This is a genomic window from Citrifermentans bremense R1 (assembly GCF_000426865.1).
Lineage (GTDB): Bacteria > Desulfobacterota > Desulfuromonadia > Geobacterales > Geobacteraceae > Geomonas > Geomonas bremensis.
This window is the reverse complement of the sequence record NZ_AUGE01000010.1, coordinates 134,215-158,376: the sequence shown is the minus strand read 5'-3', so window position 1 is coordinate 158,376 and position 24,162 is coordinate 134,215. Positions and strand designations below refer to the sequence as shown.

Below are 24,162 nucleotides of genomic sequence, written 5' to 3'. Positions count from 1 at the left end.
CAGCCGGGAAGATGGAATGCTCACGGCACCATGCGCTCTTGGCAGCTTCATCCATTGCAGCCGTAGTAATTACCGCTTCAAAGCGCGCTGCTGCCGTCCAAGTGCGATCCCTCTCAGGCATCGCAAGAGCTGCCGACCTCCAGCGCTCCAGGGTGTCCACCGAAACTCCAATCTCGCGTGACACCGCTTCGATTGGAGAACTCTCCGGCGGCAGTAGCCGGGCAACTGCCCGTTGTTTGAATTCTTGTGAGTATCGAGCCATGTGATTGCCTCCTCCGCCCGCAGTTTACAGGTGAGCTATTGAGGCGACAACTATTTTGACACGGCGGGCATCTCCAACGGTACTCATCTTCGTCATTTTTCACAAGATATATGTCTGACAAAGTATCGGTATAAGGGTCGTGATGCTGATGGTTATGAAGGATGTCTTTTAAAAAAAAGAAACTCTGGGAGCATACGCTATGTTCAACATGATCATCCGGATCTTCTGTAATTGATGGAGCACTAGGGTTGCTGGCACAGTCATCTGTCACCGTCAGTTGAGTGACACCATTTCTGTTTAAGACAAAAGGAACATAGAAGTAACAGTGCTTTGCAAGCAATTCCCTAATGGTTTCATATTCTTTTATAAAATAGCTTGTAATAGATTTCGAAGATGATACTTGCAGATACGAAAGTAGAATCTTCTGACTTTTCTCGAACTCCCTATGAATAGCGGCATTCCACACGTCTTCATCATAGATATAAACAAAACCTGTCAAATCAGCTTCCATATCTTTAGGATCATTAGAAGACTTTCCGACACAGATAAATTGAAACTTGCCTACCTCCTTATATAAATGAAGAGCTGCTTTTTCTCTAAAGATAATAGCGTTGTCTAACAATATTCTGGGCTGCCTGCACAAGACATATCGAGTTGATCGATCTTCTATATTCGCGCAAACTGGGGGATTCGGATGGCTTCCGGTCCCAATAACATCAAACGATAGCCGACCAGAAACAGTAGGAACCCAGCCCTTATAAATTCGTTTCATTTGCCCCATAAAAAAAAGGCCCTGCATAAGCATGGGCCAATCTCCAATTAGTGTAATATTTATTTAAATACTGATTCTATAGACTCTCTAGAAAGGGCGCCATGTGGAACCCACTTGTTTCTCCTTTTGTCTATAGCCAGGCCTGCTTTAACACGAGAATCTCTAACGCCATCGTGGTAAAGGGTGACCTTGCCACGGAGTACTTGCGATAGGCTGCCGCTGAGATTTTTGGCGTTGCGGTATTCATTTGGATCTGCTTTTCTCACCATACGTGCTAGTGAAAAACAGTAGATTGCCATTACACCACCAACTAAAAGGATTACAGCCTTAACTAGTGCTATTGTCGCCATTTTGGCCCCGTTTCCGCCTCCCCATTCAAAACCAGAGAACTCGACTTGCAGGAGGACGGCGCAGAATACATTCGATTCACTAACCTGTCAACACATATTCTACCATACAGTCGTGATATATACCACACTTATAGCTATTTGCACTTCTGCGCCACCTCACGCAAGCGACTCTGCCAAGAACGCTTCGCAGCGGTTACCCCGCCTCGTTATCTAAAGATTGCATCCAGCAGCGACAGACTATGTCTCTATAATATGTTTGATACGTATTGGCCAAGGGTTTGCCCCGTCACCAACGCGGCAATGCTAAAGCAGGGCTGGCTTAAAAATTATACCTTGCCCTAGACCTGTGAACGTGGTACACAGATACTGTTAACTTTGATCACAAGGATAAAGCAAGTGGCTCTTCTTGACGACGATTTAGTTGGTATTAATGAGATTGCTGAACTGGCAGGAGTATCTCGGCAAGCAGTGGCCAATTGGCGCGCACGTTTCCCTGATTTCCCGAAGCCTGTTGCAGATCTCCGTGCGGGGCCGGTCTTTCGGCTTAGACAAATCCAAGGCTGGCTTAGAAGGAGGAATTTTCCAATGGCTCGTGTCGTTTCCCTCATCAATCTAAAGGGTGGCGTCGCAAAGACGACGACCACAGTTGCTCTGGCTGAAACGCTCGCCGCTCGGTTCGGCAAACGCGTTTTAGTAATCGATCTGGACCCTCAGACCAATGCCACTGTCATGCTGCTCGGGGAAGCCCGCTGGAAAAAGCTCAATGAAAACGGTTACACTCTCGCAACATTGTTCCAGGACGCTCTAGAGCCACATGACAAAAGGTTCAATTTGGAGAAAACCTTACAACGGGAGGTGTCTGATGTGCAGGGAGCTGAAAAAGTTGATCTTCTGCCGTCCAGCCTCGACCTGATAGACGTTCAGGACAAACTCGCCAGCGCCCCTACCGGTCAATTCTATTCAGTAACACCGATTGATTTGCTACGTCTCGCTGTTAAAACAAAGCTGGACGAGTACGATCTGGTGCTGGTGGATTGCCCTCCAAACCTGGGCATCATCACGCTCAACGGGCTTCGTATCTCTGAAGGATATCTTATCCCAACCGTGCCTGACGTCCTGTCTACCTACGGTATCCCACAGATCGTCAAGCGGGTGCGTAACTTCTCCCGTGAGATTGCAGAGGAAATCACACCACTCGGCATCGTTATCACAAAGTTCCAGGCGAATTCAACAACCCATCTGAACGTTTCCGGCAATCTTCGTAAGGAAAACGACCCGCACGTTTTTGATACCGTGATTCGTCAGGCAGATCAGATTGCAGCCGCCGCTGAATTTCAAAGTGGAAGGCGGACACTTAAACAGAAATATGGATATGGAGATCTGGCAGATCGATACGTCGATCTAGCGAGGGAACTCCTTAAGAAACTGGAGATAGACGAATGACTCTCAAACAAAGACTTTCCGCTCTCGTTTCTGTCATCATAGAGGAGTCCGACAAAAACTTAGCTTTTCGTGCAAACGTTGAGCGAGCACTTGGCATCGATGCTTCGCAGGATGTACGACGACCGAGCGTAGGCATGAAGACAACCCAACGAGGCGGAAGGCGTACCGCCGCTGTGCTTGATCCAGTGGAGCTGGCCCGTCAGGGAGAGGGTACACTTCGATCAAAAATCTGCACGCTCACTCTTGACCAACTGCGCGATATTGTCGCGCAATATGGCATGGACCCCGGCAAGCTCGTGATGAAATGGAAGGACACTAACCGCGTCGTCGATCGAATCGTTGAACTTGCGTTGTTACGCGCGACAAAAGGTGATGCGTTCCGCGAAGACTGAACCCAAGCCATCGTTTCCACTAGGAGGAGTACATGTTTTACTCGCAACTTCGAGACAGCCGTAGAGATGATGATGAGTTAGCTGCATGCATTGAGCGTGTTGTAAATCAACTGGAAGACACCGCCACTACCGGTGATCGTCCTGGTATGCTTCTTGGAAAAATACAGTCTGGAAAGACCCGCGCTTTTGTGGGCGTAATAGCCCGAGCTTTTGACCGCGGTTTTGATATTAGTGTTGTGTTGACCAAGGGGACTAAGACCCTTTCAGCACAGACAGTGGCCCGGCTGAATAACGACTTCCAGACGCTCATCGAAGATGACCATTTTCTTGTTTTTGACATTATGAAGCAGCCTGGGAGATTGACCAGAAGTGAACTACAGCGAAAGCTCGTAATTGTGGCAAAAAAACAAGTGGATAATTTACGCCGGCTCACGGAATTCTTTCGAGAAGATTACCCCGATCTCAAAAATCGGAAAGTTCTCTTGGTAGATGACGAAGCGGATCTCGCAAGTGTACGTTTTGTTCGAACTAAGGGATCTGTGGATGTCGAACAAGGCAAGATAGCAGAACAAATGGACGATCTTCGTCGCCTTGTAAACAATATTGCATTTCTTCAGGTCACCGCAACGCCATATTCTTTATACCTTCAGCCTGAAGGCTATGAGACGGGTTATGTTTTTAAGCCAAAAAGACCGGCATTCACGGAGTTGTTGCCGATCCATGGTGGCTACGTTGGAGGAGATGACTATTTCATTGGACGGGATCTAGAAGACCCGCGAGCTTATCTTGTTAGCGAAGTTACGCGCGATGAGCAGAATGCTCTCCGAAGACCAGATCAACGCCGAATCCACCCGGACCGGGTGCTTACTTCTCCGAACACTAGAGGCTTGGTCCGTGCAATCATTACTTTTGTTCTTGGAGTAGTAATACGCCGCTGGCAACAAGCAGAGGCTGGCGAGAGAAAGCGCAAGTACGCCATGATAATTCACAACGACACTCAAAAAGCAGCTCATGCATGGCAAAATCAGGTAATAGAGTGGGTTTTCGCGGCGATCAACAGCGCAGCCGTCAATCAGCCAGATACCCTTAACCCGCTCTTCGACGCAGCGTTTGCGGACCTCAGCGCATCGATCGAAGCCGACCGAGGACGGTTGCCATGCAAATCCGAGGCGTTCGAGAGTTTTATAGAGGCCCTTGAAGCAGATGACGTGGTAAAAGAAACCGTGAATTCTGATAAAGATGTATTGGCGCTCCTGGACGATAAAGCCGAGCTCAAATTAAGAACTCCTTTCAACATATTTGTGGGGGGTAGCATCCTCGACCGAGGTATCACTATCCCAAATTTGTTGACTTTTTATTATGGTCGGAACCCTCAAACAATGCAGGCTGACACCGTCTTACAGCATTCACGTATGTATGGCAACCGTGATCGCCGCGATCTTGCCGTGACGCGGTTTTATACATCTCGCGATGTTTATGATCGACTATACTCAATCAATGAATTTGAGAATGCCTTGCGTGAAGCATTCGCTAGCGGAGCTAACGAACAAGGGGTCGTCTTTATTCAAGCTGATTCCAATCACCGGGTGCGCCCTTGCGCACCCAATAAGGTTCTTCTAAGCAACGTCGTGGCGGTAAGGCCGAGCGGCTTATATTTACCTACCGGGTTTCAGACCATTTCAGGCCGCAATATGAAGGCTGCTCAAACTAGATTGAATGATCTCGTTCCGAGTGCGGCCTTAGATGCCAAGGCTTTTATAGAAATAGAACGCCAAACAGCACTCGATATTATAGACGTTATAACCGGCACCCTTGTTTTTCCTGACGCTGAATTCGAGTGGGATGCCATGCGTGGATTATTGGACTATTACTCGGATGTGAGAGACGGTGGCGATGGGAAAGTGCTGTTATTGGCGGAGACAGGACGTAAACTTTCCAGAGAGCGATCGGGCGACAAATCTGGCCTTTCCATTCTCGGTGGCGGAGAAATTCGCCGATTAGTGCAGGACCCAAACAGGTCGAAACCAGCGCTGATCCTTCTCCAGCAAGAAGGCACGGCTGCTTTGGGTTGGTCTGGATACAAATTTTGGTGGCCCATACTAGCTGCACCAGGGACTGTCGAGCCGTGTATTTTCGCAACAAAAGTTGCAACAGATTAGATAGCTAAACGAAATCGTCGCAAAGAGTAGTTCCCCCCACTCCACTGGCAGGAGTGGGGGGTATATAAGGTAAAACGGCCCTGTCAACGATAATGAAGACGTCCCCGCCTCCCTTTTCTCTTCCCTTCTTCCTCATAAATTTTACCTGAAAAATACAGACTTCAGCGCCACACACCATGACATATCCTGTCGCACCGGTTGATTACTGTGTGTTTACTTTAAAACGTTAGCAGTTTTGAGTGGCGCTTAACAACAACTTCAACCCTACCGTTTCCCTTTGCTGACACTACCCCGCTTCTCATGGATCCGAGCCTGTCTCCCCTGGATCTTCTGTGCTTTCCGCCAAAGACAGCTGCCTGACCAGACGGTACTCGGCCAAGTGTTCTGCCTAGGAGTGCGTGGCTAGGTGGGGCGGCCACTTCGAACCCCAAGCGTACTTGCCCGTTCAGTTCAGTTCACATCCAGCTTGATCCTGGTACGCGTAGTGCGTCTCGTCCTCCCCTACACTGCAATTTTGGATAAATATCTGGAGTATAACTATCAAATGTGATATTATATTTGCAAATATAATAATTGGTGGGTGCGTTTTGGCTACTGACCGATCGAATAAATTAACCCCAGAAGCGGAATTCAACGCCAAAGCAAAGGGCATCTTGAAGGCAGAGCTTGCACTACGAGGGATAGGTCACCAGGAACTCGCTGACCGGCTGTCCTCTTCTGGACTTGAAACGACCAAAGCCAGCGTCGACTGCAAATTGAGCCGCGGCAGCTTCGGTGCCGGGTTTTTCCTCCAATGCCTTAGGGTTATTGGATGCGAAAAAATCGAAATAAACAGTATCGGGAAGCTGGAGGGTGTGTGAGCGATTTTCGTCAGGAAACAGCTTTTGAGCGAGCAAAGCTAGGAGCAAGTGGTGAAAAGTGTCACAAGTGCGGCACCCTGAAGATTTACCCTGAGATGGTGGCCATATTTGAAGAGCCCTACTGCACAAGTGTCTGGCTCTGTGAAAAGTGCTACCCAGAGTCAGAAGTTGATGATGACGAGTGATGTGGGTGCAGCGGTATGTACGTCCATTTTTATGTAAAACGTTAATAGTTGTTGCTGGACCTAACATTCTATATTATACAAATGTTCACTAGGGGTGTATTATGCCAAGTTTTTACGAATTTTTTGCGGGCGGAGGGATGGCAAGGGCAGGTCTGGGGTCGAATTGGCACTGTCTATTCGCCAATGATTTCAGCGACAAAAAAGCGAAATGTTATCGGCAGAATTGGGGTGATTCCGACCTCTTCGTCGAAGACATCAACAAGATAACAACCAATCTTTTGCCTGGTGAAGCCGACCTCGCCTGGGCATCCTTCCCTTGCCAGGACCTTTCTCTTGCCGGCAACTATATCGGTATTGGCCATTGGGCCTCCAAAGACCAAACGAGATCGGGCACCTTTTGGCCCTTTTGGAAACTTATGCGCTCGATGCTTGAAGAAGAGCGCGGTCCCAAATTGATCATTCTCGAAAATGTGTATGGGGCAATCACGTCAAATGAAGGGCGTGACTTCTCTGCGATATGTTCAGCATTTTCCGGTTCGGAATATAGATTCGGAGCTATGGTCATCGATGCCAAACATTTTTTACCTCATTCGCGACCGCGCCTTTTCGTTGTTGGCGTCAGAAGTGACCTTGGTATTCCCATGGATTTGATTGCAGAAGGGCCTGTAATGCCCTGGCATCCCGAAGCCCTTGTCAATGGCCAAGATCAGCTTTCAGTTGAGGCAAAGAAGCGTTGGATTTGGTGGAACCTACCGATTCCCACACACCATGGCGTTAGGTTTGCAGACATCATTGAAGAGAACCCAGAAGGCGTTGCATGGAATACCCCATCCGAAACCCGCTATCTCCTTTCCCTTATGAACGAAGTGAACCTAGCAAAAGTAGAGCAGGCCAGAGTCGCTGGCAGGCGTATGGTGGGGGGGATTTACCGCAGGACTCGCGAAGACGCTCACGGCATGAAACGGCAGAGAGCGGAGGTCAGATTTGATGACCTAGCAGGATGCCTACGCACCCCGACCGGCGGGTCATCAAGACAGACCTTAATCATTGTTGATGGTGAGCAAATTCGGACCCGTCTTCTGTCGCCGCGTGAAGCGGCCAGGTTGATGGGACTCCCTGAAAGCTATATCCTCCCGACAAAATACAACGACGCATATCACCTTGCCGGTGACGGAGTAGCTGTACCTGTAGTGAGGCATCTTGCAGCTAACATTTTTGAACCCGTTTTAAGAGCTAATCAAAGAATGGTGGATATTGCTGTAGGGGAATGAATTCCCTGATTAACCTGCCCGCCTGCTGCGGAGAGGATAATCAGATCAACTTTAAGTTGCTGAAATTAACAAAAAGTGATAAATAGGCGGTTCAAGCAAACATCTCCTAGTAAGTAAAGCGAAGGTACGTTATGCCTGGACCGCCTAAATCTGATGCCACTCACAAGCCTCCTTTTGAAACTGAAGAGCTCCGCCAAAAACTTACAGAGTTTTTGGATTCTGAAATCGAAGTCCCGGCGTCAAAGGTGAAACAGAAGATCGGAAACTTTCAGTTCGGGATTTACGCCTTCTATGATTACGACAAAGAGCCTATTTACGTAGGACAGACGAATGAAAAAATTCGGACTCGCATCAGACGGCATTTGACCAATCAGCGAACCGATGCAGTTGCCATGAACGTTTTAGACCCATTTGAAGTTTACCAGATCGAGGTTTGGCCATTGCCTGAACTTGAGGGGAAGACTTCAAAAGATGCGGCAGCGAAAAAAATTCTCAACGCATTGGAATACCAGATCTTTATCAAACTGAGGGATGAATCCAGCTTCAAGGCAGTATTGAACGAGAAGGAACCTGGAAAACCCGACAAACTGGTCGAAATTCCCCGTTCGTATAAAGGAACCGTCGTTTCGGACGAGGTCTTTGCAATCAGAAACCATCCTGACGTTCGGATTGCTCGTCGTGCCGCTACATTATCACGGCTTGCTCAAATTATCAGCGAGCGCCAGGTCCAGAAAGGATTGAGAAATACTCTCCTGACCCAAGCCATTCGGTTACGTGCTTTAGCAGAGAGACGGCTTCGGGGCCTTGAGGAGAAAGCAAAAAAGACAAAGAAGAAGTAGAGCCTGAGCCTCAAAATCCATTCTGCACTATAAGCTCTCTCAGCGACCCATCAAAGGGATAAATACTGGAAAGAAAGAATAAACAAAAATCCTCGGGCCCCACTCTCTCTAGATCTGAGATTATGGCCCGAGTGAGATCCAAAGATACTACGCCCGAAATTTTCGTTCGTTCCTCCCTCCATAAAGCCGGACTACGGTTTCGCATTCATCGAAAAGACCTGCCTGGCAACCCCGACATCATCTTTCCTTCACGTCGAATAGCGATTTTCGTAAATGGCTGCTTTTGGCATCAACACCACGGATGCAGGAAAGCCAAATTGCCAGCAAGCAGGCGTGAATATTGGGAAACAAAGTTGGGGAAGAACGTAGTAAGAGATAAGCTGAATTATGTCGCGCTGGAATCCGCTGGCTGGAGGGTGATCTTGCTGTGGGAGTGCGAACTAACTCGAGATTTTATGGCGAGGTTAATAGCTGAACTGAAAACGGGAGAATGTGTCAGCCCAGACTCTGAACAGAAGGAGGAGTGAAATGCGTGCACGGAACGGCCTTATTCTTGCCCAATACAGGCCATCCACTTGCCTCCTGGACGTCGGGTTGCCAGCGACTGGCTCATAAAAGCTCTCCAGCACCTAACATCCGGTGGTGTGACTTAAACCAAGACCTGGAAGTCAACTTTCGGAACTGGTTCAACTTGTTGTGGTAGTTACAAGAGCCTAAACGTTCCCCGCACTTACAGGGACAGGCAAGCTTATTTGCTATTCGACGCTTAATTCCCAGGAGTTCAAGTGCATCAAGTACCTCACCAGGACTCCTCAGATCTAGTAATCTCAGATAGTCATCAAGTACCCCCTGCTTCCCGTGGGCAAGTTCACTGAACACGAAGCTGCCACCATGTCTAAGCTTATAGGACACCGCGTACAAGTAAGGGACAATGCACTTAGCTGCATAGCCGGCTATGGTTGGGCATTCCGAAACTTTTTTGAAGAGCTTTAGGGGGGATCCTAGACAAAGGGTGTTGTCATAATTGACATGAAAATCACCGTCCCTTGGTATCTTCCCACCTACCTCCTTTACCTTCGGGAGCGCCTTGGGAAACGAAGATGGGATCTCTAGCTCTAACTCATACTGGTCACATATTTCTGAACCGTTCACTGGAACTGCACGGAATTCGAATATACCCCGCATTAAGGTCCGATCATCCCGGCATGGCCGTAAAGCCATACCGGGGTAATCAGACAGGAATTGTTGAACACCATGTTTATCTTTTATTCTCACGGCTCTATCCCTGCTTCCAAGGCCTGGGCGGCTCTACCTCTATAGAGTGGGATTTTGGGATAACGAGCGAGACACCGTGAGCAAGGCCGAGCTTACGTCGCAGATCAATCGCATCCATGCCTGTGCCAAATCTTCTTTTTGCATGCTCAACGATGAATCCCGCATCCCCCGATTTCAACAGAGTGTCGAAATCAGCGTTAGCCTGCCTTAGCCAAGCCCAGAAATTGCCTTCTAAGTTAAGATCCTTACACTCTGGCATCGACCACCGGTCAGCAAAATCCTCTTCCGGATTCACTGGGTTTGGGACTCTAGGTCTAGTCGTATTCACCAAGTCACCCATTCGACGTAAAATCGTAGTCAGCGCTGCATAGAGATCGTCTTCCCCTCCATAGGCCTTAGCTGCCAACGTAGTAATGATAATCGAGATGGGCTTAATATCGCAGTCGTCTTTGAACATGTGGTCACGATGACGTTTTAAGAGTTGAACGCTCCGCTGAAGCGGCGTCTTTCGCCTGTACACCGGAATTTCGTCCACCTGAGCTTTTTCAAAAATCCCCAAGCGTTCATTCATCCGCGATTCAAACCACTTAGCATACCCTTCTGGATTACTGACCTTCCAGTCGTCACAGATTGCCCGGTACTGCGGATGCCGGTCGTCCGTAATTGAGACAGTAAGATGGGCGACTAATTCTGCTAGTGCACCATCTTGCCACGATTTGCGAAGTGACTCGAAGATCATCCCTCGCCTAGTATCATCAGCAGATATGCAAGGGACGATATCCATGTGGAAGTTGAGGTGGTCCTGGTACTCTAAGCGCCAACAGCGATGTTTCGCTTCTAATGGTGCGGTTATCCCTCTTGCCTTCCTATAGAGTTCTATCTCGCCACCGACAAGCACCTTGAGTTCTTCTTGGGAAATGGTCGACTTTGTCAAGCCTTCGCGGAGTTTACACCCAAGATCAAGATCGTAAGCCTCGCCTTCGATTAGTGGCCGAATGGCTGTTCCAAGCCTAAAAGATCCCTGAGGATATATGTGCGGGTCATAGACGCCACAGGCTGAATCGTCCCTCCCAAGCCATTCTCCGATGTCCTCGTAACGGTCTTTTGCCTTATCATACGCGGAGTCTGGCAGCTCGAGCAAGGATGTCATCTGTTCTAGAAGTAGGTTCCTCTGTTCGTTGGTCATCATCTTCGTTCCCTTCGCCCTTTAATTAGTAAGAAAATTTTTGATACGTGAACTGTTGTGGGTGAACATGCGATCGGCATTTGAAACCAAATCATCAAGCGCCGAGCAGTCATCAAGAGGGAGGGCGCAGTCGGAATCGAAGTCGAGTCTTAGAATCTGATCAGGCTTCAACATTAGCTGCAGGTAGTTATTTGTCGTCTGACCCTGAAGAGACATCAAGAAGTTTATAAATTCCTTTCCCTTCCAGCCACTTAGGAGGCCCCAACCTTTGGCGTATCTGGTTCCGTAGCAGGTCTTCGCATGTCCAGTACCCAAGGACAGAATACGGATGTCAGAGAGGCTGACGCCTAGCCGTCTTTTGGCATCAATGACTGCCGCTAACGACGGATTGTTCGCCCAGAGCCCGCCATCGGCTAAGAGGTATTCTCCAACTTTTGTCGGGTCAAAGTATGTCGGAGCGGAACATGAGGCCAGAATCGCCTCATAGAGCGGCACATTTCCATCGCGTTGGTAGTCCTCCTCCGCCTGATACGCTGATTTGAATACATGGACTCCACCGTTTCCAATGTCTGTTGCCGGTATCAAGAGGGGGGAAGATATCTCTCCTAGCTTGACGTCGCCGAAGGTTTTTCTGAGAATTTGTTTTAGAGTTCCGCTTTCGTATATGCTTTGCACACCTGGCTGGCATCTGTCAGGCCACAATGACTTTTTTCTCTCAAAAATAACGGGGCCATGCTCGCGATAAAAAGCGACCACCTTAGCTGGGTCGATTCTTCGCACGACGGCTGCTGCTACGATTGAGCCTGTGCTTGTGCCGGCGACCATATCGAAGTGGTTGTGAATATCAATGCCGAGGCGCTGTTTAATGCAATTAAGAACATGGGCAGGGAACGCACCTCGTATCCCCCCACCATCAATTGCCAATATCCTGAAGACGCCACCGCTCATGCTTCTCTCTCCTCTTCAGGTCAGTTGCACTTTAGCTGCATCATTGTGCATCAGCACCTGGCCATAAATCGCTGGATTTAACCGTCTCTATCAATTCCTGTTCATCAACTGGCAAAGCGCTGAGAAAGTCGAGGCCAGTCGTAGTTTCAACATCCCGAACAGAGACGATGTATTTAGACATCTCGGATGACTTCAGTTTGCGGTTGGGCATAATGAAAGCGATGGCCTTTTTTTCTTGCGGGTCAAAGACTATCTTGTAGAGGTGATCCGGAACTGCAACCCGGTTTTTGCCAATGGTCGCTTCCTTGCCTGAGTATATTGGGCCGGTGAAAATGTAAACCGATTCTCGCTCCAGCGCCCACTTTCGAACCTTTTCTTCTAAATCCTTCCAGATGCCCCTGTTCATGCCTGTTCCTACCTGTGGGACCATATTGCTCAAATAGAAGCTTTCCGACATAGCCAGTTCGTCCCAGGCCATATCAGCTGAAGGAGCCATATGCCCCTGGTCGTATCCGCTTTTCCGGTAGTCGCTCAGTTCCGCCCGGCGCCCTTTTGGCAGATCCGGATCGGCCTTGAATTGATCCTTCCGAGACAGCGCTCCATTCACCCTGTCCACGGTCAGGTGTTCTACCACCCATGTGGGCGTCTTCCGGATGGGGTCATGTGCGAGCAGGTAGCCTTTGCGGCAGAGAATGTCACCAGTTGTCGACGGCACCCCGTACTTCACGTACTCTTGGCAATCTTCAAGAGGGCCGGCAAACACGACCCGGGCCGTGAGCAAAAAAGCAACTCCGCATCTAACAAGGAACTTGGCCATTCCTCCCTCCTTACTTTTTCAAGCAAATCGCATTGGACACTTCACAAGGATGTCCAGGCTGATCGCGCCACCAGTGGTGGTCCATGACAGATGAGCAGCCGCCATCCTCTAAAAGACCGCTTCTGCCCCGTTCGTCGCAAACCAGCACCACGGCATGCCCATTAACAGACCTTGCCTTCAGTACATACTCCGTAAAGGCCTCTTTCAACCGGGGATCGTGCATGACCGACAGGTCAATCAGGGCCATGTCCTTCATCTCCGGCGGGGCTTCCTTGAACAGGACTTTTTCCTCCACTGCGGAGGTCAGCTTTGTGAGAGCCGAAGCTAGCGTATACATGTCCTCCTGCTCCGACGCAATACAGTGAGCGCATCCACTGTTGAACAGCAGCACGGAAAGCAAAATAATTCTAAAACTGAATTCTATCTTCCTCATGTTCACCCCCAGAATACCAGCCTATCGGTCTGATCTTTCCCTGTGTCCAGGTTCCAATCCCCAAACCTGGCAAGAACAGCATCATTAGTTGTGAAGGTCGCGACTGCGATCTCAGACCAAACTGCGGCCACATTTTGCGCAGCCATTTCAAACACATCCTGGTACGCCATTACTCCCCCAGGAACCGTGAGAGCGTCAATGTACTGCTGGTCTATCTCGGATGTACTCGGGTAGAGAAGTCCCGAATTTGCAGCGACATGTCTGGCAAACGGGAACAGATGGTCTCCTATAGAGGATACGGCATCTACTATTTCGTTGAATTTCTCGTGCCACTTGTGGATATCCGGAGGATTCGCAGCAAACTCTGCTGGATAAACTGCCTTCAGAAGTGCTCTCCAGAATTCCAGAATATCCTGGTCTAGCAAATCTTCGTCATCCGTTGAAGAACAGGCTCCAATTCCGGACTTAAGGTGGTCGGACACCCCCACTTCCCCAAGTTGAAGCCTTTGAAATATGAAGGCATCCTGATGCATCTCGCAGGTTCTGTGGTCGTTTTGATTTTGTGCATAGGGACCAACCTTCAATTCGACCACAGGATGAATAGTGACATCTGCGGTAATGTGCGAAGCATAACCAAGAAGCCACGCCAAACATTTCTGTTTAGTTTCGCCGGCAGCAGCCCTAAGGAGCTTGGCCCCCTCCTGAACCATGCGCCCAGTATGGACATAATGCATCAGGTCCGCCCACTCTGCTGCATCTCCATCGCCTAGCGCAAGATAAGGATAATCAGGCCCGACCGCCCCGAGTTCCACAAATTTAAACCATTTAAGGTAGGCCTTTGATGCCTCGGGAGGAAAATTTGGGATGGAGAACAGCCGATCCATGTTTCTGAATTCGTTCACTAGCGTAATGTGCGCATAAGCTCCGGGCATGATTTCCTCCTTTTTAGCACAGCTTGCCGATCAGCTTTCCCGCGGCCTCGACAACCTTGGCTACCGCCTTGACCACCTTTGAAACCTTTGCGATGTCTTTTTCAGCCTCATCGATTATCGCCATAACGTCCTTCATTCCCGCGGAGAAATCAAGATAAGCAGAGTCCCCGTCATCTATTGATTTATCCTGAGACTGTTCCAGCAGGTCTGAGGCAGCAACGTAACATGCCTTGAGAGCTGCATACTCTGAATGGTCGTGGGGAGTCGCAGCTTTCTGTGCGCTGAGCCTCTCTACCAAGGTTTGTAAATCACTGGTAATGCTGACGTCTGCCATGACAGCTCTCCTTTTTGTCAGAATCGATCAAGGTACGGTTTCACCCCTTTGGATAAGTCGCTGACATCCTTCCCGAACTCTTTAATATCCTTCAGCCCCACCTTATGGCTTCTGATTACGTCGGCAAGTTCGCGATTTGCTTTTCTTAAAGAAGAAATCGATTTTAGAATCTGGGGTGATGTGGTCTCTACGGTCTTTTTGCTCTTTTCAGCCAAAGCGAACCCATCGATCAGCAGGAGCCGGTCGGACATGGATTCCCCCGGAATCTTCAATCCCTCTATGGCTGCGTCTGCTAACCTATTTTGAACGGTCAAGACATTTGCGTACACCTTCCCGTTCTTAGGGTCGAAGTCCTGTTCCAGGCTGTCGCATATTTTTTCAATCAGCGGGGCCACTTTAGGCACCACATTTTCGAGCACCTCTTTTTTGTGGTGTTCGACGAGGATCCCTCCGGCAGAGGTCACGATCCGACCAAGGCCATCAATTTCTTCTCCCGTCATCGGATTACCCGGAAACTTGCCAACACTCTTAGCAAATTCGCCGGCCGCCTCCGTTATCTCCTTCTCATGGCTCTCAGTCGTAAATGCCACCAGCAGCTTCCCGTATCGCTGTAGGACATCTACAGCCGCCACGCGGGTATCTATGTTGCTTTTGTCGAGACCGGCGTCGAGGTTGAGGGCTCTGGAAAAGTAGTATTCTCTCGCTCCCGCCTGCGGTACATCGTCGGGTGGAGAAGGCGGGAGTTTCATTTTGTCAATGGCTAAGCGGTACCGCTTCATGTCTATGACACTCGCACGGCTGGCGATCAGTTGCTCCTTGCAGGTAGCGCCAAGTGTCGATGCCGCATTTCCGAACGACTCAAGATCCTTGCGTTGTGCCGAAGTGAGCCCACACCCGCCAAGGTAAACAGCAACGATGAGACACCAGTAGAGTTGTACTGCTCTTCTTTTCATAGCACTTTCTCCTAGAAGCTATTTAAGTGAAGTTGAGTATGCTGTTCTCAGCAAGCCTCCTTGCTTGGCAGCACTTTCGAGGATCATCAGCAGCCATGGTTCCTTCTTTGCTGTGGGACTATAACCGGAGGCTGTGACAGATTACGTCACTACGCCAATCCCCGCCTTTATTTCGGCATTTGATCGAAACGAAGAAAGCCGGGTTGCCGTTCACCCACAGTGCTGTGGTGAGTGTTGGCAACCCGGCTTTCTCAGTGAGACCCATTGGGCTTTCCGCCCCATTCTCGCAAATGGTTTGGCTTTATCACATTATCTAGTGCATTGGCCGCAAATAAACACAAGATATGCTCCAAAGTCAATAAATTTAAAGTTATAAAAAAATAATCTACACGCATGTAACTAGGTGTCGCCAATGGGAAGGATGCAGCACTCGGATTATCGGGGGGGGGAACTATTTGCCATCGGCAGGACCTGACAGTATGGCAGTTGCCAAACAAGATCCGCTTCGTGCGTATTCCCGTCGATTGCGACTGGAATATGCAGCAGGGAGACCAGGCTTACATTCTGGAACCGTGTGAGACTCAGATAGGGAGGTGATTCCTTGCCAGGAAAGGAGGTTGCCGTTTGCGTGTCACTGAGAACGAATTACGCCGGAAGATTTCAGCGTGTTGAAGAGGCCATGGAAGCGATACTGTCCGATTAGGGAACGACAGAGGGCCTGGTCATGGCAGCAAGAAGGGTATCCTTCACCTTTTCCACCTGAACCAGCCCCGAAATCTTCAGGGCATCCACACGATACTTTTTGTCCGCGTTAAGCCCCAGATGCGCCTCAATGGTGGTAAAACGCAGCAGGTTATAAAGAATGTTTTTTAGTTGCCACTCGTAAGAATCAACGAAGATGTCGTCGTTGACCAGCATGTAATACTTTCCGCTGGTCTTGCTTTTTTTGTTCCTTGTCTCCCACATGATGACCTCTTCTGTGGGGTGATCCGTGTATTTATACAGAATGCTAGAGCATTCGACGATCCCTCTTCTTTCCACAAGCGGCAAAGCGAGCTTAACCCCAACAAAAATTATTTTGTCCCGCCCCTCCTCCTTCGCCGTGACACCCTTCAAAACCCCCATCTTTGCAAGTTCGTCGTAGATGCCTCTTAGCATCCCTAGGCCAGAGCTGAAGTAGAGTCTCTCATTCAGTTTCACAAGGTACTTTCCGTTATATTTCTCGCAGCCTACAGTTTCGACCTTTACCCACCGGTCATCAATCAGGCCGCTTCCTGTGGGGATGTTGGTCACCGGAAAGATAACCACCGGAGACGCCGAGACGGCCTGAGCCATGGCCATGGCATCTTTGATGGTGATTTCTCCAACCTTCAACACGATGCGCCGCTCAAGCTCTTGCTCGGTGCTCTTATCCGCCGCAGCTTCCCAGGATTTTCTTGCATCTTCCAGCTTAGGCTTAAGCACTTCCTGGGTCATTTCCTTCTCAAAGGTGGCAAGTAGGTCGGCCTTGTTGTCCCGGTACACTGTCTCGTCAAAGATGGCGTCATCGTCAATGAAGCTGATGCCGTCATGCGACTTCATGGTGTAGATGTAGGAGTTCGGCCCCTCCTCAATCGGCGACAACTCGATATACGGGACACGATTAATCCTAAGTAGTTCGGCCTTTTCCTCCTCGACCTCGTGGGTAACAAAAATCTCCCAGGCAAATATGTCCCGTTCTCCCCCGGCGACGTATTCCCCGTAGGAGACGACATCTGGTTTTACCTTACCTGCGATCACCCGCTCCAGAAGATGTGTTGCCCCGTCGTTTTTGAAGACCGATTTCGAGGAGGTTGAAAAGCGGCGAACGCCCAGACTCTCCAACAGCCGCCGAGTCTTGCTTGGCCGAAGTGTAATGGTATCGATGAAGATATCGACCGGCTCCCCCCTTTCAAGGCACCGGTGAAGGTAAACCTTAGCCCCTTCATGGAGCAGAGTCTCATAGCTGACGGAACAGGTGGCACCCGGCATGTGAACGAAGTGGTGGCGCCGTATGTTACCAGCGTTCTTTTTCACTGGGTAACGGCAGAATGGGCATACCAAGACTGCACCTGCTGGCAACCGGTCGGCTACATAGAGAAGGCGTTCATCAATTGTATTGAGGGCAATAGGGAGTTTTATGTCCATGGCTCGATCGAGATTGAGGATGTAATTAAATGACGGCATTGTGGCAAACGGCCAGAACACTGTCAATAGCCGCGGCAAAACTCAATGGACAGTCACAATTGTCTTTCAACAACAGCTTTCAGAAGAGGAGTGGAAGAAGGTCGAGCAAAATCTTTCTGCCATAAGGGAATGGGCTAGACACCATGGCAACCTCCTTTGCTTGAGGTGAACTAAAATTTTATTACAAATTAATGTTTTTGTTAGCCTGGCACCGGCCGCCCTTGATTTTCTCCTCCCCGATGACTAGATTTACTTTATCACATCTTTTTAAGGAGATAAGTTTATGACAAAGTGGGCAGACTATGGCATTTCTGCAGTCAGGTACAACCAGCAACATACGCATATCGACCAGGTCAAGGTCCACGTTGATACTGGTGAAGTCATCAACAGCGCCTCAATCTGGCTGCGGGCTGACGTCGTCAAGGCGCTGGAAAAAGGCAACACGTTCGTCACGATTCTAAAGAATGCTGAGGGGAAGTGGGTAAAGGGCCAAACCGTCTACGTCATTACCGTAAAAGGAGTGAAGTACATAAAAACGGTCGACAATGGGAAAGAGGCTGACAACCTCGAAAACCTGCCGGAATTTTAGTAAACTGAAAAGCCTAAGATCACACCACCGTGATAAAACAGAAGAGCGGCTTGGGTTAGCCCCCATGCCGCTCTTCGTTTACCCTCCAGCATTTTGAAGGATTTTCTCTATCAGCTTTGCCCTCCAAAGATCCTGAGCACCTAGATCATCGGGCTTGGGGTGTTTTTTGGTCAACAAAGCAATGCCTTCGTCTTTTAACCTCTCAATGGTGCTAGCGAGAAGGTTCCCTTCCAGATAGTCATCGATGCAGATGTTAGCAAATCCCTCCCCAATCGCCTTCCGTGAAACCATAACCCTGGTGGAGCACCCGCCGCCTGGGATCTGCCTCTGGTCGATCTCCACCAGGCAGACAAAAAGCCTCTCACAGGTAAACCTTACTGTGGCATATCGCCGGCGATTCTCCGCGGAACGATCATAACTTTCCTTCAGCGTCAGTTTGCTCCCGGGAGCTACCGACTGTACAAGTTCGAAATCTCCTATTGTCACCACTTGTTCACCATTGGGCGATCTTACAGAAACTGGGTCATCCCGTAGATGGGTCACCATTTGCACAAACATCTCAAGCGTAAAATCGCTTTTGAGAGCCTCCTCAGTCTTCTCCCGGATCTCGACTTTTGAAACGAGTTGGTCGTAGCCATCGGCCATCTGCGCGCTAAGGTCTACTCGCTCTTTTTCAAAATGAAGGTGCGAGTTCGATTCCGATGACACGGCGCTGTCCACAGGAATCTTCGTGACTCGTATCAAGTTCTCATTCTCGTTCTCCAATGGAGGCGTACTCTCTAAAAAGTGACGCACTTGCCCTCGCGACGGGGCTCCAAGCACCATATTTCCTGTGTGTTTAGCAGCTGAGACGGGGAATGCACCCGCATCTTGCTGTGACTGGGTATCAGACATGGAATCTTGTGGCTGGTACAAAACATCCAGTGAATCAAAAGGGAATTGACTGTTATCTCCAGCGATGTGGAGGACGAGGAAAGTCTTCCCAGATTCACCGCGGTCCAATAGTTCACCACAGCAGCGGAGGGTGAGTTCCTGCTTTACAGGAAAGTCAACCTTCATACGCTGAAAGCCGCGGCGACGGTATCCGTAATGGACATTCTTGCAGAGGTCCAGTCTTGCTTTTGCAAACGGGTCGAGGGCAAATCGAGCGATAGCTTTGGCATCGCCCTGGTTGCCTGCTCTCTTCAGATGAATTGTCGCATGCCTTCGGGTCTCATCAAGGCTGCATGAATGGTATAGAGAGTCCAAGTGTCGAGATAGGATAACCTCGCGCAACGAGGTGGACATGAAGTAGTATCTCCCAGCAATCACGAAAGAGGGTATCACCACCTTCATACCCGCAACTTCTTGAACAAAACAGAGCTGCTTGCGACTAATGTCTGAGTACGTCGAGCCACCCAAAGAGAGATCAAAGTCCTCATCGGAGATCGCATATTGCGCCTCTTGGAAGATGTTGTTCTCACCTGAGGTGATAGAGATTGGCAGGGGAGTGCCACCTGGAGAACGTTCTAGCATTCTGCCTTCGGTACACAGTGATCCTACCGTGAAATATGAAAGGAGCTCGGGCGGGATCGAGTCAACTATGGTAAAACCACTCGAAACGTTCTCAAAGAGAAGGTTAACGTAACAACGGGAGGAGTCTGAAACGAGGTCCAAAATCCAGCGCAGCCTAAAAGTACGGCCTTTCTCCCCAGGTTCTCGCATTCTGGGCAGAACAGAAATTTCGCTGATACTATCTGGCATAAAAACTCCTTACCAGACGTGGGTATCGGCGGCTGTAGCATTAACTATCGAAAAGTAGCATTAACTACTGGAAACGACAGTTGCTGCCGCCGATGAGCCCCACGTCGGAGATGGTGTGATGCGGGGATCGAAACGGACGGCAGGAAATGAGCGCGTGGTCCCGCTCCAGGAGCCCCATGACGCTGTAGACCTTGGTCGTTTCGATCGCCTCTTCGAAGAGCATGGGAGGGAGGATGGAGGGGATGCGCCGCGCCAGCATGGTCTTGCCCGATCCAGGCGGACCGATCATAAGCAGGTTGTGGCTTCCGGCTGCGGCTACTTCTAGGGCGCGCTTCGCGTGCTCCTGTCCCTTCACCTCGCAAAAATCGTCGCCTGCCTCGCCCCCTTGGCAAAACAAGGCGGCGATGTCTGCGCGGTAAGGGGCGATCTCCACTGCGCCGTTGAGAAAATCGACGACCTGCGAGAGGTCGGTGACCCCTATAACCTCGACCCCCTCGACCACTCCCCCCTCGGCGACGTTCTCTGCCGGGATGATGACGCCGGCGAGCCCCGCGTCGCGGGCGGCGACAGCTACGGAGAGGCAGCCACGTACCGGTTTCACCCCCCCGTCTAGCGAGAGCTCTCCCAAGAGAATGTAGCGCTGAAGCAGATCTTCCCTGATGGCGCCCGTTGCCGCCAGTATCCCGATGGAGATGGGGAGGTCGAAGGAGGCCCCTTCCTTCTTGACGTCGGCGGGGGCGAGGTTGACAGTGATCTTGCGGTTGGGAAAGTCGTAGCCGGAGTTCTTCAGTGCCGCCTTGACCCGGTCCTTGCTCTCCTTGACCGCGTTGTCGGGAAGCCCCACGGTGGCCAGCTGAGGGAGCCCCTGGGCGATGTCCACCTCCACGTCGATGAGGATGGCATCAATTCCGACCAGAGCGCTGGAGAGAACCTTGGCAAGCATGAGACCCCCAACTATCGATGAAGCACCCGGGTTGAGTTCTGGCTGGTCTGACGTGAGTGCATGAGGGGTAAACGGCTGCTGACTTCAGGAGCGGATTGAAACGACGACAGCCAGATTAACAGCTACCAAGGATTGGTCAAGCGCGGGACCGGCAGCAGTCAGCCAGACCATGGAGGTAAACCACAGCACGAGGAAGCCCGGTCTAGCTGCATCTTCGCCTGCCTCGGGGGCAATAAAGCCCGCGTTGTGTCGTTGCCGGGGTGGGACAGATGAGAAAGGAAGGGGTTGTACTTCGCGGCGGCGCGGTGGGTTATCTGCGGCAGCTCCCGTCCTTGGGAAGAGGGAGCTACCGCAGAACGGGGATTCAGGCCTTGAGCATTTCCAGGTAACGGTCCGCATCGAGGGCGGCCATGCAGCCGGTCCCGGCGGAGGTAATCGCCTGCTTGTAGTTTCTGTCCTGCACATCTCCCGCAGCGAATACGCCGGGGATGTTGGTGGAAGTGGAGTTCCCTTCATAGCCGCAGTTGGTACGGATGTACCCTTCGTCCATCTCCAGCTGACCATCGAAGATGTACGTGTTGGGCTGGTGCCCGATGGCGATGAAGCAGCCGTGCGCACTGATCAACTTGTCCGAGCCGCTGGTGTGCCGCAGCCTCACGCCGGTGACCCCCGACTCGTCCCCCAGCACCTCTTCCAGGTGGTGGTTCCACTCGATGGTGACGTTGCCGTTCTTGGTCTTCTCGATCAGCTTGTCGGCCAGGATCTTCTCGGCCCGGAACTTGTCCCTGCGATGCACCACGGTAACGTGGCTCGCTATGTTGGAGAGGTAAAGCGCCTCTTCCACGGCGGTGCTGCCGCCGCCGATGACGACGACCGGCTTGCCGCGGTAGAAAAACCCGTCGCAGGTGGCGCAGGCGGAAACGCCTTTCCCCTTGAACGCGTGCTCAGAGGGAAGCCCCAGGTATTTAGCGGACGCGCCCGTAGCTATGATGAGGGCGTCGCAGCTATAGCTGCCGTTGTCACCTTCCAGTACGAACGGGGGTTTGGTGACCTGAGCCTTGCTGATATGGTCGTAAATGAACTGGGTGCCGAAACGCTCGGCGTGCAGGCGCATACGCTCCATCAGATCCGGACCCATGATCCCTTCCGGGTCGCCAGGCCAGTTGTCCACCTCGGTCGTCGTCATCAGCTGCCCCCCCGGCTGCAGCCCGGTGATCAGAACCGGGTTCAGGTTGGCACGCGCGGCATAGACCGCAGCCGTGTAACCGGCAGGGCCCGAGCCAAGAATAATGAGACGGTGGTGAGTCACTTCCATTAAAACGACCTCCAGCTGAAATTTAGCCGGAAAGATATCAGTATCTCCCCAGAATTGCAAGGCGCCAGAGGGCTAAGTTATTGACCGAAATAGGTACCTCTGCTACTATTCATGCCGTTGTCATATAATGAGAAGGGGGGAAGCATGAAGAAAATCGCGGTATCACTGGCACTATCCCTGGCGTTAGTCGGGGGAGGGCAAGCAATGGCGAAAGATATCAGATTCAGCAGCGGACTTACCCAGGGGCAGTTCAAAGACTTCACCAGGGAGGCTGGCGCCGCCATCTCCTTCAAGAACACCGCACCAGCTGAACCTCTCGGAATCACCGGGTTTGAAGCTGGCCTCGAGGTTTCCGCGGTCGATATCAGCAGCAACGACTATATGAACAAGGCCTTCGGAGGCAACGCCCCCTCCTATGCGGTGCTCCCCAAGCTGCGCGCCAGGAAAGGGCTCCCGCTGGGAATAGACGTCGGCGCCATGTACTCTTACGTGCCCGACTCCAACATGAAGCTCTGGGGCATCGAGGTCAGCAAGGCGATCCTGGAAGGGACCGCCGCCACTCCGGCCTTGGGCGTTCGCGGTACCTACAGCAGGCTTTCCGGCGTGAACGATCTCGACCTGCAGACCGCGGGCATCGATGCCTCGATCAGCAAGGGCTTCCTCATTCTGACCCCTTATGCCGGAGCAGGCGGGGTGTGGGTGAGCAGCGAGGCAAAAGGGAATCTGAAAACCCTCTCGCCCAATCTCAAATCAGAAGACGTCTTCCAGCCGCGCGTCTTCGCCGGGTTGCAGGTCTCTCCATTTCCCCTGTTCCACTTCACAGGCGAGGTGGAATACCAGGAGCGCCCGATCTACTCCTTGAAGGCTGCCATAGGTTTCTAACAACCGTCAGTCGGGAGGGGGCTTTTGCCCCCTCCCGCCGGGGTACACCATGCATGCCCACGCCGACACACATCTGGACCAGAGCATAACGGGTCGCTTCAAGTACGCCATAATCCTTACCGCTATCACGCTCGTCGCCGAACTGGCGGGGGGGCTTTGGACCAACTCCCTGGCACTACTCTCCGACGCGGCACACGTCTTCCTCGACCTCTTCGCGCTGCTTCTTTCGCTGGGCGCCATCAAGCTCGCCTCCTACCCGGTCAGCGACACCCGCACCTTTGGCTGGCATCGCATGGAGGTTTTCGCCTCTTTCATAAACGGCAGCACCGTGTTTCTCATCGCCGGGATCATCACCTATGAGGCGGTAGTGCGCTTCATCCATCCCGAAGAGGTGAAGAGCCTGGAGATGCTGATCATCGCCTTTATCGGCCTGGTGATGAACCTGATCTCTGCGGGCGCGCTCCACTCGCATTCACACGACGACCTGAACGTGCACAGCGCCTTTCTGCACGTGATCGGCGATGCAGCCGCCTCTGTCGGCGTGATCATCGGCGGCATCATCATGTACTTCACCAACTGGTATCTTCTCGATGCAGTCATCTCCATCGGCATTGGCTTCATCATCTTCTGGGGCTCGTGGCGGGTGATGCGCGAGTCAGTGCATATCCTTTTGGAAGGGGTTCCCCGCGGCATCGAGGTGGAACAGGTTTCGGCCGCTATCCTGGAGGTCGAAGGGGTGGAAGAGGTCCATCACGTCAACATCTGGACCATCTGCTCCCATATCCTTGCGTTGTCCGGGCACATCGTGGTTATTCCCACGTTCAAAGGCGAGCATGGCCCAATCCTCAGGAGGATCGAGGAGCGGCTTTTCGAGCGCTTCCACATCTCCCACACCACGCTCCAGTTGGAAACCAGCCGTTGCACCGACATGGAGGGAGCGAAGCAGTTCCGCCACCGCCCGCGCGCGGCGTCTTTGGCTCATGCCCATGCCCATCCGCACCACCACCCCCACGGCACTTGCCAGGGGGGGCATCACCACCAGCACGACCACACACCTTAACCCCTCGGACGGTA

General features: G+C 51.3%; 25 protein-coding genes, 1 pseudogene and 1 riboswitch. Of the genes and pseudogenes, 11 read left to right on the top strand and 15 right to left on the bottom strand.

Annotated elements, in window-relative coordinates; all coding sequences use genetic code 11:
- From K419_RS23080 to K419_RS23510, 3 genes and pseudogenes are all read right to left on the bottom strand, one after another.
- Window positions 1-214: pseudogene (locus K419_RS23080) on the bottom strand (IS3-like element ISAzo10 family transposase); the annotation flags it as partial.
- Complete coding sequence (locus K419_RS24080) at window positions 114-1,067, bottom strand: hypothetical protein (RefSeq protein ID WP_226377655.1); 954 nt, start codon at window positions 1,065-1,067, stop codon at window positions 114-116. The gene K419_RS24080 and the pseudogene K419_RS23080, both read right to left, overlap by 101 nt.
- Window positions 1,068-1,093: 26 nt before the next feature.
- A complete protein-coding gene (locus K419_RS23510; protein WP_156912191.1) occupies window positions 1,094-1,384 on the bottom strand; it encodes a hypothetical protein in 291 nt (96 codons plus the stop codon).
- 396 nt (window positions 1,385-1,780) lie between these two features.
- On the opposite strand from K419_RS23510, the gene K419_RS0108605 reads away from it, so the two are divergent.
- The 8 genes from K419_RS0108605 to K419_RS0108575 all read left to right on the top strand — a co-directional run bounded on the left by K419_RS0108605 (window position 1,781) and on the right by K419_RS0108575 (window position 9,060).
- Window positions 1,781-2,827: a ParA family protein gene (locus K419_RS0108605; protein ID WP_051292936.1), complete on the top strand. Its 1,047-nt coding sequence runs from the start codon at window positions 1,781-1,783 to the stop codon at window positions 2,825-2,827.
- Complete coding sequence (locus K419_RS0108600; protein ID WP_026841227.1) at window positions 2,824-3,219, top strand: hypothetical protein; 396 nt, start codon at window positions 2,824-2,826, stop codon at window positions 3,217-3,219. Before K419_RS0108605 ends, K419_RS0108600 begins: the two co-directional genes overlap by 4 nt.
- A 32-nt stretch (window positions 3,220-3,251) precedes the next feature.
- Window positions 3,252-5,378, top strand: coding sequence for a Z1 domain-containing protein (locus tag K419_RS21820; protein WP_035497041.1), 2,127 nt, complete (start codon window positions 3,252-3,254; stop codon window positions 5,376-5,378).
- Between the two features lie 587 nt (window positions 5,379-5,965).
- Complete coding sequence (locus K419_RS0108590) at window positions 5,966-6,238, top strand: DUF6471 domain-containing protein (RefSeq protein WP_026841226.1); 273 nt, start codon at window positions 5,966-5,968, stop codon at window positions 6,236-6,238.
- The gene (locus K419_RS23505) at window positions 6,235-6,423 is read left to right on the top strand and encodes a hypothetical protein (RefSeq protein ID WP_156912190.1); all 189 of its coding nucleotides are present in this window, start codon (window positions 6,235-6,237) and stop codon (window positions 6,421-6,423) included. Before K419_RS0108590 ends, K419_RS23505 begins: the two co-directional genes overlap by 4 nt.
- Window positions 6,424-6,524: 101 nt before the next feature.
- On the top strand, window positions 6,525-7,694 hold the full coding sequence (locus K419_RS0108585; protein ID WP_026841225.1) for a DNA cytosine methyltransferase: 1,170 nt from the start codon (window positions 6,525-6,527) through the stop codon (window positions 7,692-7,694).
- Between the two features lie 131 nt (window positions 7,695-7,825).
- Entirely contained in the window at window positions 7,826-8,533 is a 708-nt protein-coding gene (locus tag K419_RS0108580) for a GIY-YIG nuclease family protein (protein ID WP_026841224.1), read from the top strand.
- Between the two features lie 62 nt (window positions 8,534-8,595).
- Window positions 8,596-9,060 carry a very short patch repair endonuclease gene (locus K419_RS0108575; RefSeq protein WP_318842531.1) on the top strand — a complete coding sequence of 155 codons (465 nt, stop codon included), beginning with the start codon at window positions 8,596-8,598 and terminating at the stop codon, window positions 9,058-9,060.
- Between the two features lie 82 nt (window positions 9,061-9,142).
- Here K419_RS0108575 and K419_RS23500 read toward each other — a convergent pair whose 3' ends face one another.
- From K419_RS23500 to K419_RS0108535, 9 genes are all read right to left on the bottom strand, one after another.
- On the bottom strand, window positions 9,143-9,808 hold the full coding sequence (locus K419_RS23500) for a ubiquitin-conjugating enzyme family protein (protein ID WP_156912189.1): 666 nt from the start codon (window positions 9,806-9,808) through the stop codon (window positions 9,143-9,145).
- Window positions 9,809-9,812: 4 nt separating this feature from the next.
- Window positions 9,813-10,997 carry a nucleotidyltransferase domain-containing protein gene (locus K419_RS0108570; RefSeq protein WP_198013099.1) on the bottom strand — a complete coding sequence of 395 codons (1,185 nt, stop codon included), beginning with the start codon at window positions 10,995-10,997 and terminating at the stop codon, window positions 9,813-9,815.
- Window positions 10,998-11,015: 18 nt separating this feature from the next.
- A complete protein-coding gene (locus K419_RS0108565) occupies window positions 11,016-11,942 on the bottom strand; it encodes a CBASS cGAMP-activated phospholipase (protein WP_026841221.1) in 927 nt (308 codons plus the stop codon).
- A 40-nt stretch (window positions 11,943-11,982) separates the two neighbouring features.
- Window positions 11,983-12,759, bottom strand: coding sequence for a DNA/RNA non-specific endonuclease (locus tag K419_RS0108560; RefSeq protein ID WP_026841220.1), 777 nt, complete (start codon window positions 12,757-12,759; stop codon window positions 11,983-11,985).
- 10 nt (window positions 12,760-12,769) lie between these two features.
- Window positions 12,770-13,192 (bottom strand): hypothetical protein, encoded by a 423-nt coding sequence (locus K419_RS0108555; RefSeq protein WP_051292931.1) that lies wholly within the window; start codon window positions 13,190-13,192, stop codon window positions 12,770-12,772.
- Between the two features lie 2 nt (window positions 13,193-13,194).
- The gene (locus tag K419_RS0108550) at window positions 13,195-14,124 is read right to left on the bottom strand and encodes a zinc dependent phospholipase C family protein (RefSeq protein WP_026841218.1); all 930 of its coding nucleotides are present in this window, start codon (window positions 14,122-14,124) and stop codon (window positions 13,195-13,197) included.
- A gap of 13 nt (window positions 14,125-14,137) precedes the next feature.
- Complete coding sequence (locus K419_RS0108545; protein ID WP_026841217.1) at window positions 14,138-14,458, bottom strand: hypothetical protein; 321 nt, start codon at window positions 14,456-14,458, stop codon at window positions 14,138-14,140.
- Between the two features lie 17 nt (window positions 14,459-14,475).
- Complete coding sequence (locus K419_RS0108540; protein WP_026841216.1) at window positions 14,476-15,411, bottom strand: hypothetical protein; 936 nt, start codon at window positions 15,409-15,411, stop codon at window positions 14,476-14,478.
- Between the two features lie 233 nt (window positions 15,412-15,644).
- Window positions 15,645-15,721, bottom strand: a riboswitch (cyclic di-GMP riboswitch).
- Between the two features lie 389 nt (window positions 15,722-16,110).
- Window positions 16,111-17,577, bottom strand: coding sequence for a competence protein CoiA family protein (locus K419_RS0108535; RefSeq protein WP_156912188.1), 1,467 nt, complete (start codon window positions 17,575-17,577; stop codon window positions 16,111-16,113).
- Between the two features lie 322 nt (window positions 17,578-17,899).
- Between K419_RS0108535 and K419_RS0108525 the strand changes: the two genes are divergently transcribed.
- Window positions 17,900-18,205, top strand: coding sequence for a DUF3892 domain-containing protein (locus K419_RS0108525; RefSeq protein WP_026841213.1), 306 nt, complete (start codon window positions 17,900-17,902; stop codon window positions 18,203-18,205).
- 78 nt (window positions 18,206-18,283) lie between these two features.
- On the opposite strand, the gene K419_RS0108520 is transcribed toward K419_RS0108525, so the two are convergent.
- From K419_RS0108520 to trxB, 3 genes are all read right to left on the bottom strand, one after another.
- The gene (locus K419_RS0108520; RefSeq protein ID WP_026841212.1) at window positions 18,284-19,948 is read right to left on the bottom strand and encodes a hypothetical protein; all 1,665 of its coding nucleotides are present in this window, start codon (window positions 19,946-19,948) and stop codon (window positions 18,284-18,286) included.
- A 64-nt stretch (window positions 19,949-20,012) separates the two neighbouring features.
- Complete coding sequence (locus K419_RS21815; RefSeq protein WP_084154160.1) at window positions 20,013-20,891, bottom strand: YifB family Mg chelatase-like AAA ATPase; 879 nt, start codon at window positions 20,889-20,891, stop codon at window positions 20,013-20,015.
- Between the two features lie 364 nt (window positions 20,892-21,255).
- Window positions 21,256-22,206 (bottom strand): thioredoxin-disulfide reductase, encoded by a 951-nt coding sequence (gene trxB, locus K419_RS0108510; RefSeq protein WP_026841211.1) that lies wholly within the window; start codon window positions 22,204-22,206, stop codon window positions 21,256-21,258.
- Between the two features lie 204 nt (window positions 22,207-22,410).
- On the opposite strand from trxB, the gene K419_RS0108505 reads away from it, so the two are divergent.
- Together K419_RS0108505 and K419_RS0108500 are read left to right on the top strand one after the other, a co-directional pair.
- Complete coding sequence (locus K419_RS0108505; RefSeq protein WP_226377654.1) at window positions 22,411-23,088, top strand: hypothetical protein; 678 nt, start codon at window positions 22,411-22,413, stop codon at window positions 23,086-23,088.
- A gap of 49 nt (window positions 23,089-23,137) precedes the next feature.
- The gene (locus tag K419_RS0108500) at window positions 23,138-24,148 is read left to right on the top strand and encodes a cation diffusion facilitator family transporter (protein WP_026841209.1); all 1,011 of its coding nucleotides are present in this window, start codon (window positions 23,138-23,140) and stop codon (window positions 24,146-24,148) included.
- Window positions 24,149-24,162 lie beyond the last annotated feature (14 nt).

What these genes read in the sequence shown, in the direction of transcription:
- K419_RS24080 (WP_226377655.1), bottom strand. Translation starts at nt 1,067, where the DNA reads ATGCTTATGCAGGGCCTTTTTTTTATGGGGCAAATGAAACGAATTTAT.
- K419_RS23510 (WP_156912191.1), bottom strand. Translation starts at nt 1,384, where the DNA reads ATGGCGACAATAGCACTAGTTAAGGCTGTAATCCTTTTAGTTGGTGGT.
- K419_RS0108600 (WP_026841227.1), top strand. Translation starts at nt 2,824, where the DNA reads ATGACTCTCAAACAAAGACTTTCCGCTCTCGTTTCTGTCATCATAGAG.
- K419_RS21820 (WP_035497041.1), top strand. Translation starts at nt 3,252, where the DNA reads ATGTTTTACTCGCAACTTCGAGACAGCCGTAGAGATGATGATGAGTTA.
- K419_RS0108585 (WP_026841225.1), top strand. Translation starts at nt 6,525, where the DNA reads ATGCCAAGTTTTTACGAATTTTTTGCGGGCGGAGGGATGGCAAGGGCA.
- K419_RS0108580 (WP_026841224.1), top strand. Translation starts at nt 7,826, where the DNA reads ATGCCTGGACCGCCTAAATCTGATGCCACTCACAAGCCTCCTTTTGAA.
- K419_RS0108570 (WP_198013099.1), bottom strand. Translation starts at nt 10,997, where the DNA reads ATGATGACCAACGAACAGAGGAACCTACTTCTAGAACAGATGACATCC.
- K419_RS0108565 (WP_026841221.1), bottom strand. Translation starts at nt 11,942, where the DNA reads ATGAGCGGTGGCGTCTTCAGGATATTGGCAATTGATGGTGGGGGGATA.
- K419_RS0108560 (WP_026841220.1), bottom strand. Translation starts at nt 12,759, where the DNA reads ATGGCCAAGTTCCTTGTTAGATGCGGAGTTGCTTTTTTGCTCACGGCC.
- K419_RS0108555 (WP_051292931.1), bottom strand. Translation starts at nt 13,192, where the DNA reads ATGAGGAAGATAGAATTCAGTTTTAGAATTATTTTGCTTTCCGTGCTG.
- K419_RS0108550 (WP_026841218.1), bottom strand. Translation starts at nt 14,124, where the DNA reads ATGCCCGGAGCTTATGCGCACATTACGCTAGTGAACGAATTCAGAAAC.
- K419_RS0108545 (WP_026841217.1), bottom strand. Translation starts at nt 14,458, where the DNA reads ATGGCAGACGTCAGCATTACCAGTGATTTACAAACCTTGGTAGAGAGG.
- K419_RS0108540 (WP_026841216.1), bottom strand. Translation starts at nt 15,411, where the DNA reads ATGAAAAGAAGAGCAGTACAACTCTACTGGTGTCTCATCGTTGCTGTT.
- K419_RS0108535 (WP_156912188.1), bottom strand. Translation starts at nt 17,577, where the DNA reads ATGGACATAAAACTCCCTATTGCCCTCAATACAATTGATGAACGCCTT.
- K419_RS0108525 (WP_026841213.1), top strand. Translation starts at nt 17,900, where the DNA reads ATGACAAAGTGGGCAGACTATGGCATTTCTGCAGTCAGGTACAACCAG.
- K419_RS0108520 (WP_026841212.1), bottom strand. Translation starts at nt 19,948, where the DNA reads ATGCCAGATAGTATCAGCGAAATTTCTGTTCTGCCCAGAATGCGAGAA.
- K419_RS21815 (WP_084154160.1), bottom strand. Translation starts at nt 20,891, where the DNA reads ATGCTTGCCAAGGTTCTCTCCAGCGCTCTGGTCGGAATTGATGCCATC.
- trxB (WP_026841211.1), bottom strand. Translation starts at nt 22,206, where the DNA reads ATGGAAGTGACTCACCACCGTCTCATTATTCTTGGCTCGGGCCCTGCC.
- K419_RS0108505 (WP_226377654.1), top strand. Translation starts at nt 22,411, where the DNA reads ATGGCGAAAGATATCAGATTCAGCAGCGGACTTACCCAGGGGCAGTTC.
- K419_RS0108500 (WP_026841209.1), top strand. Translation starts at nt 23,138, where the DNA reads ATGCATGCCCACGCCGACACACATCTGGACCAGAGCATAACGGGTCGC.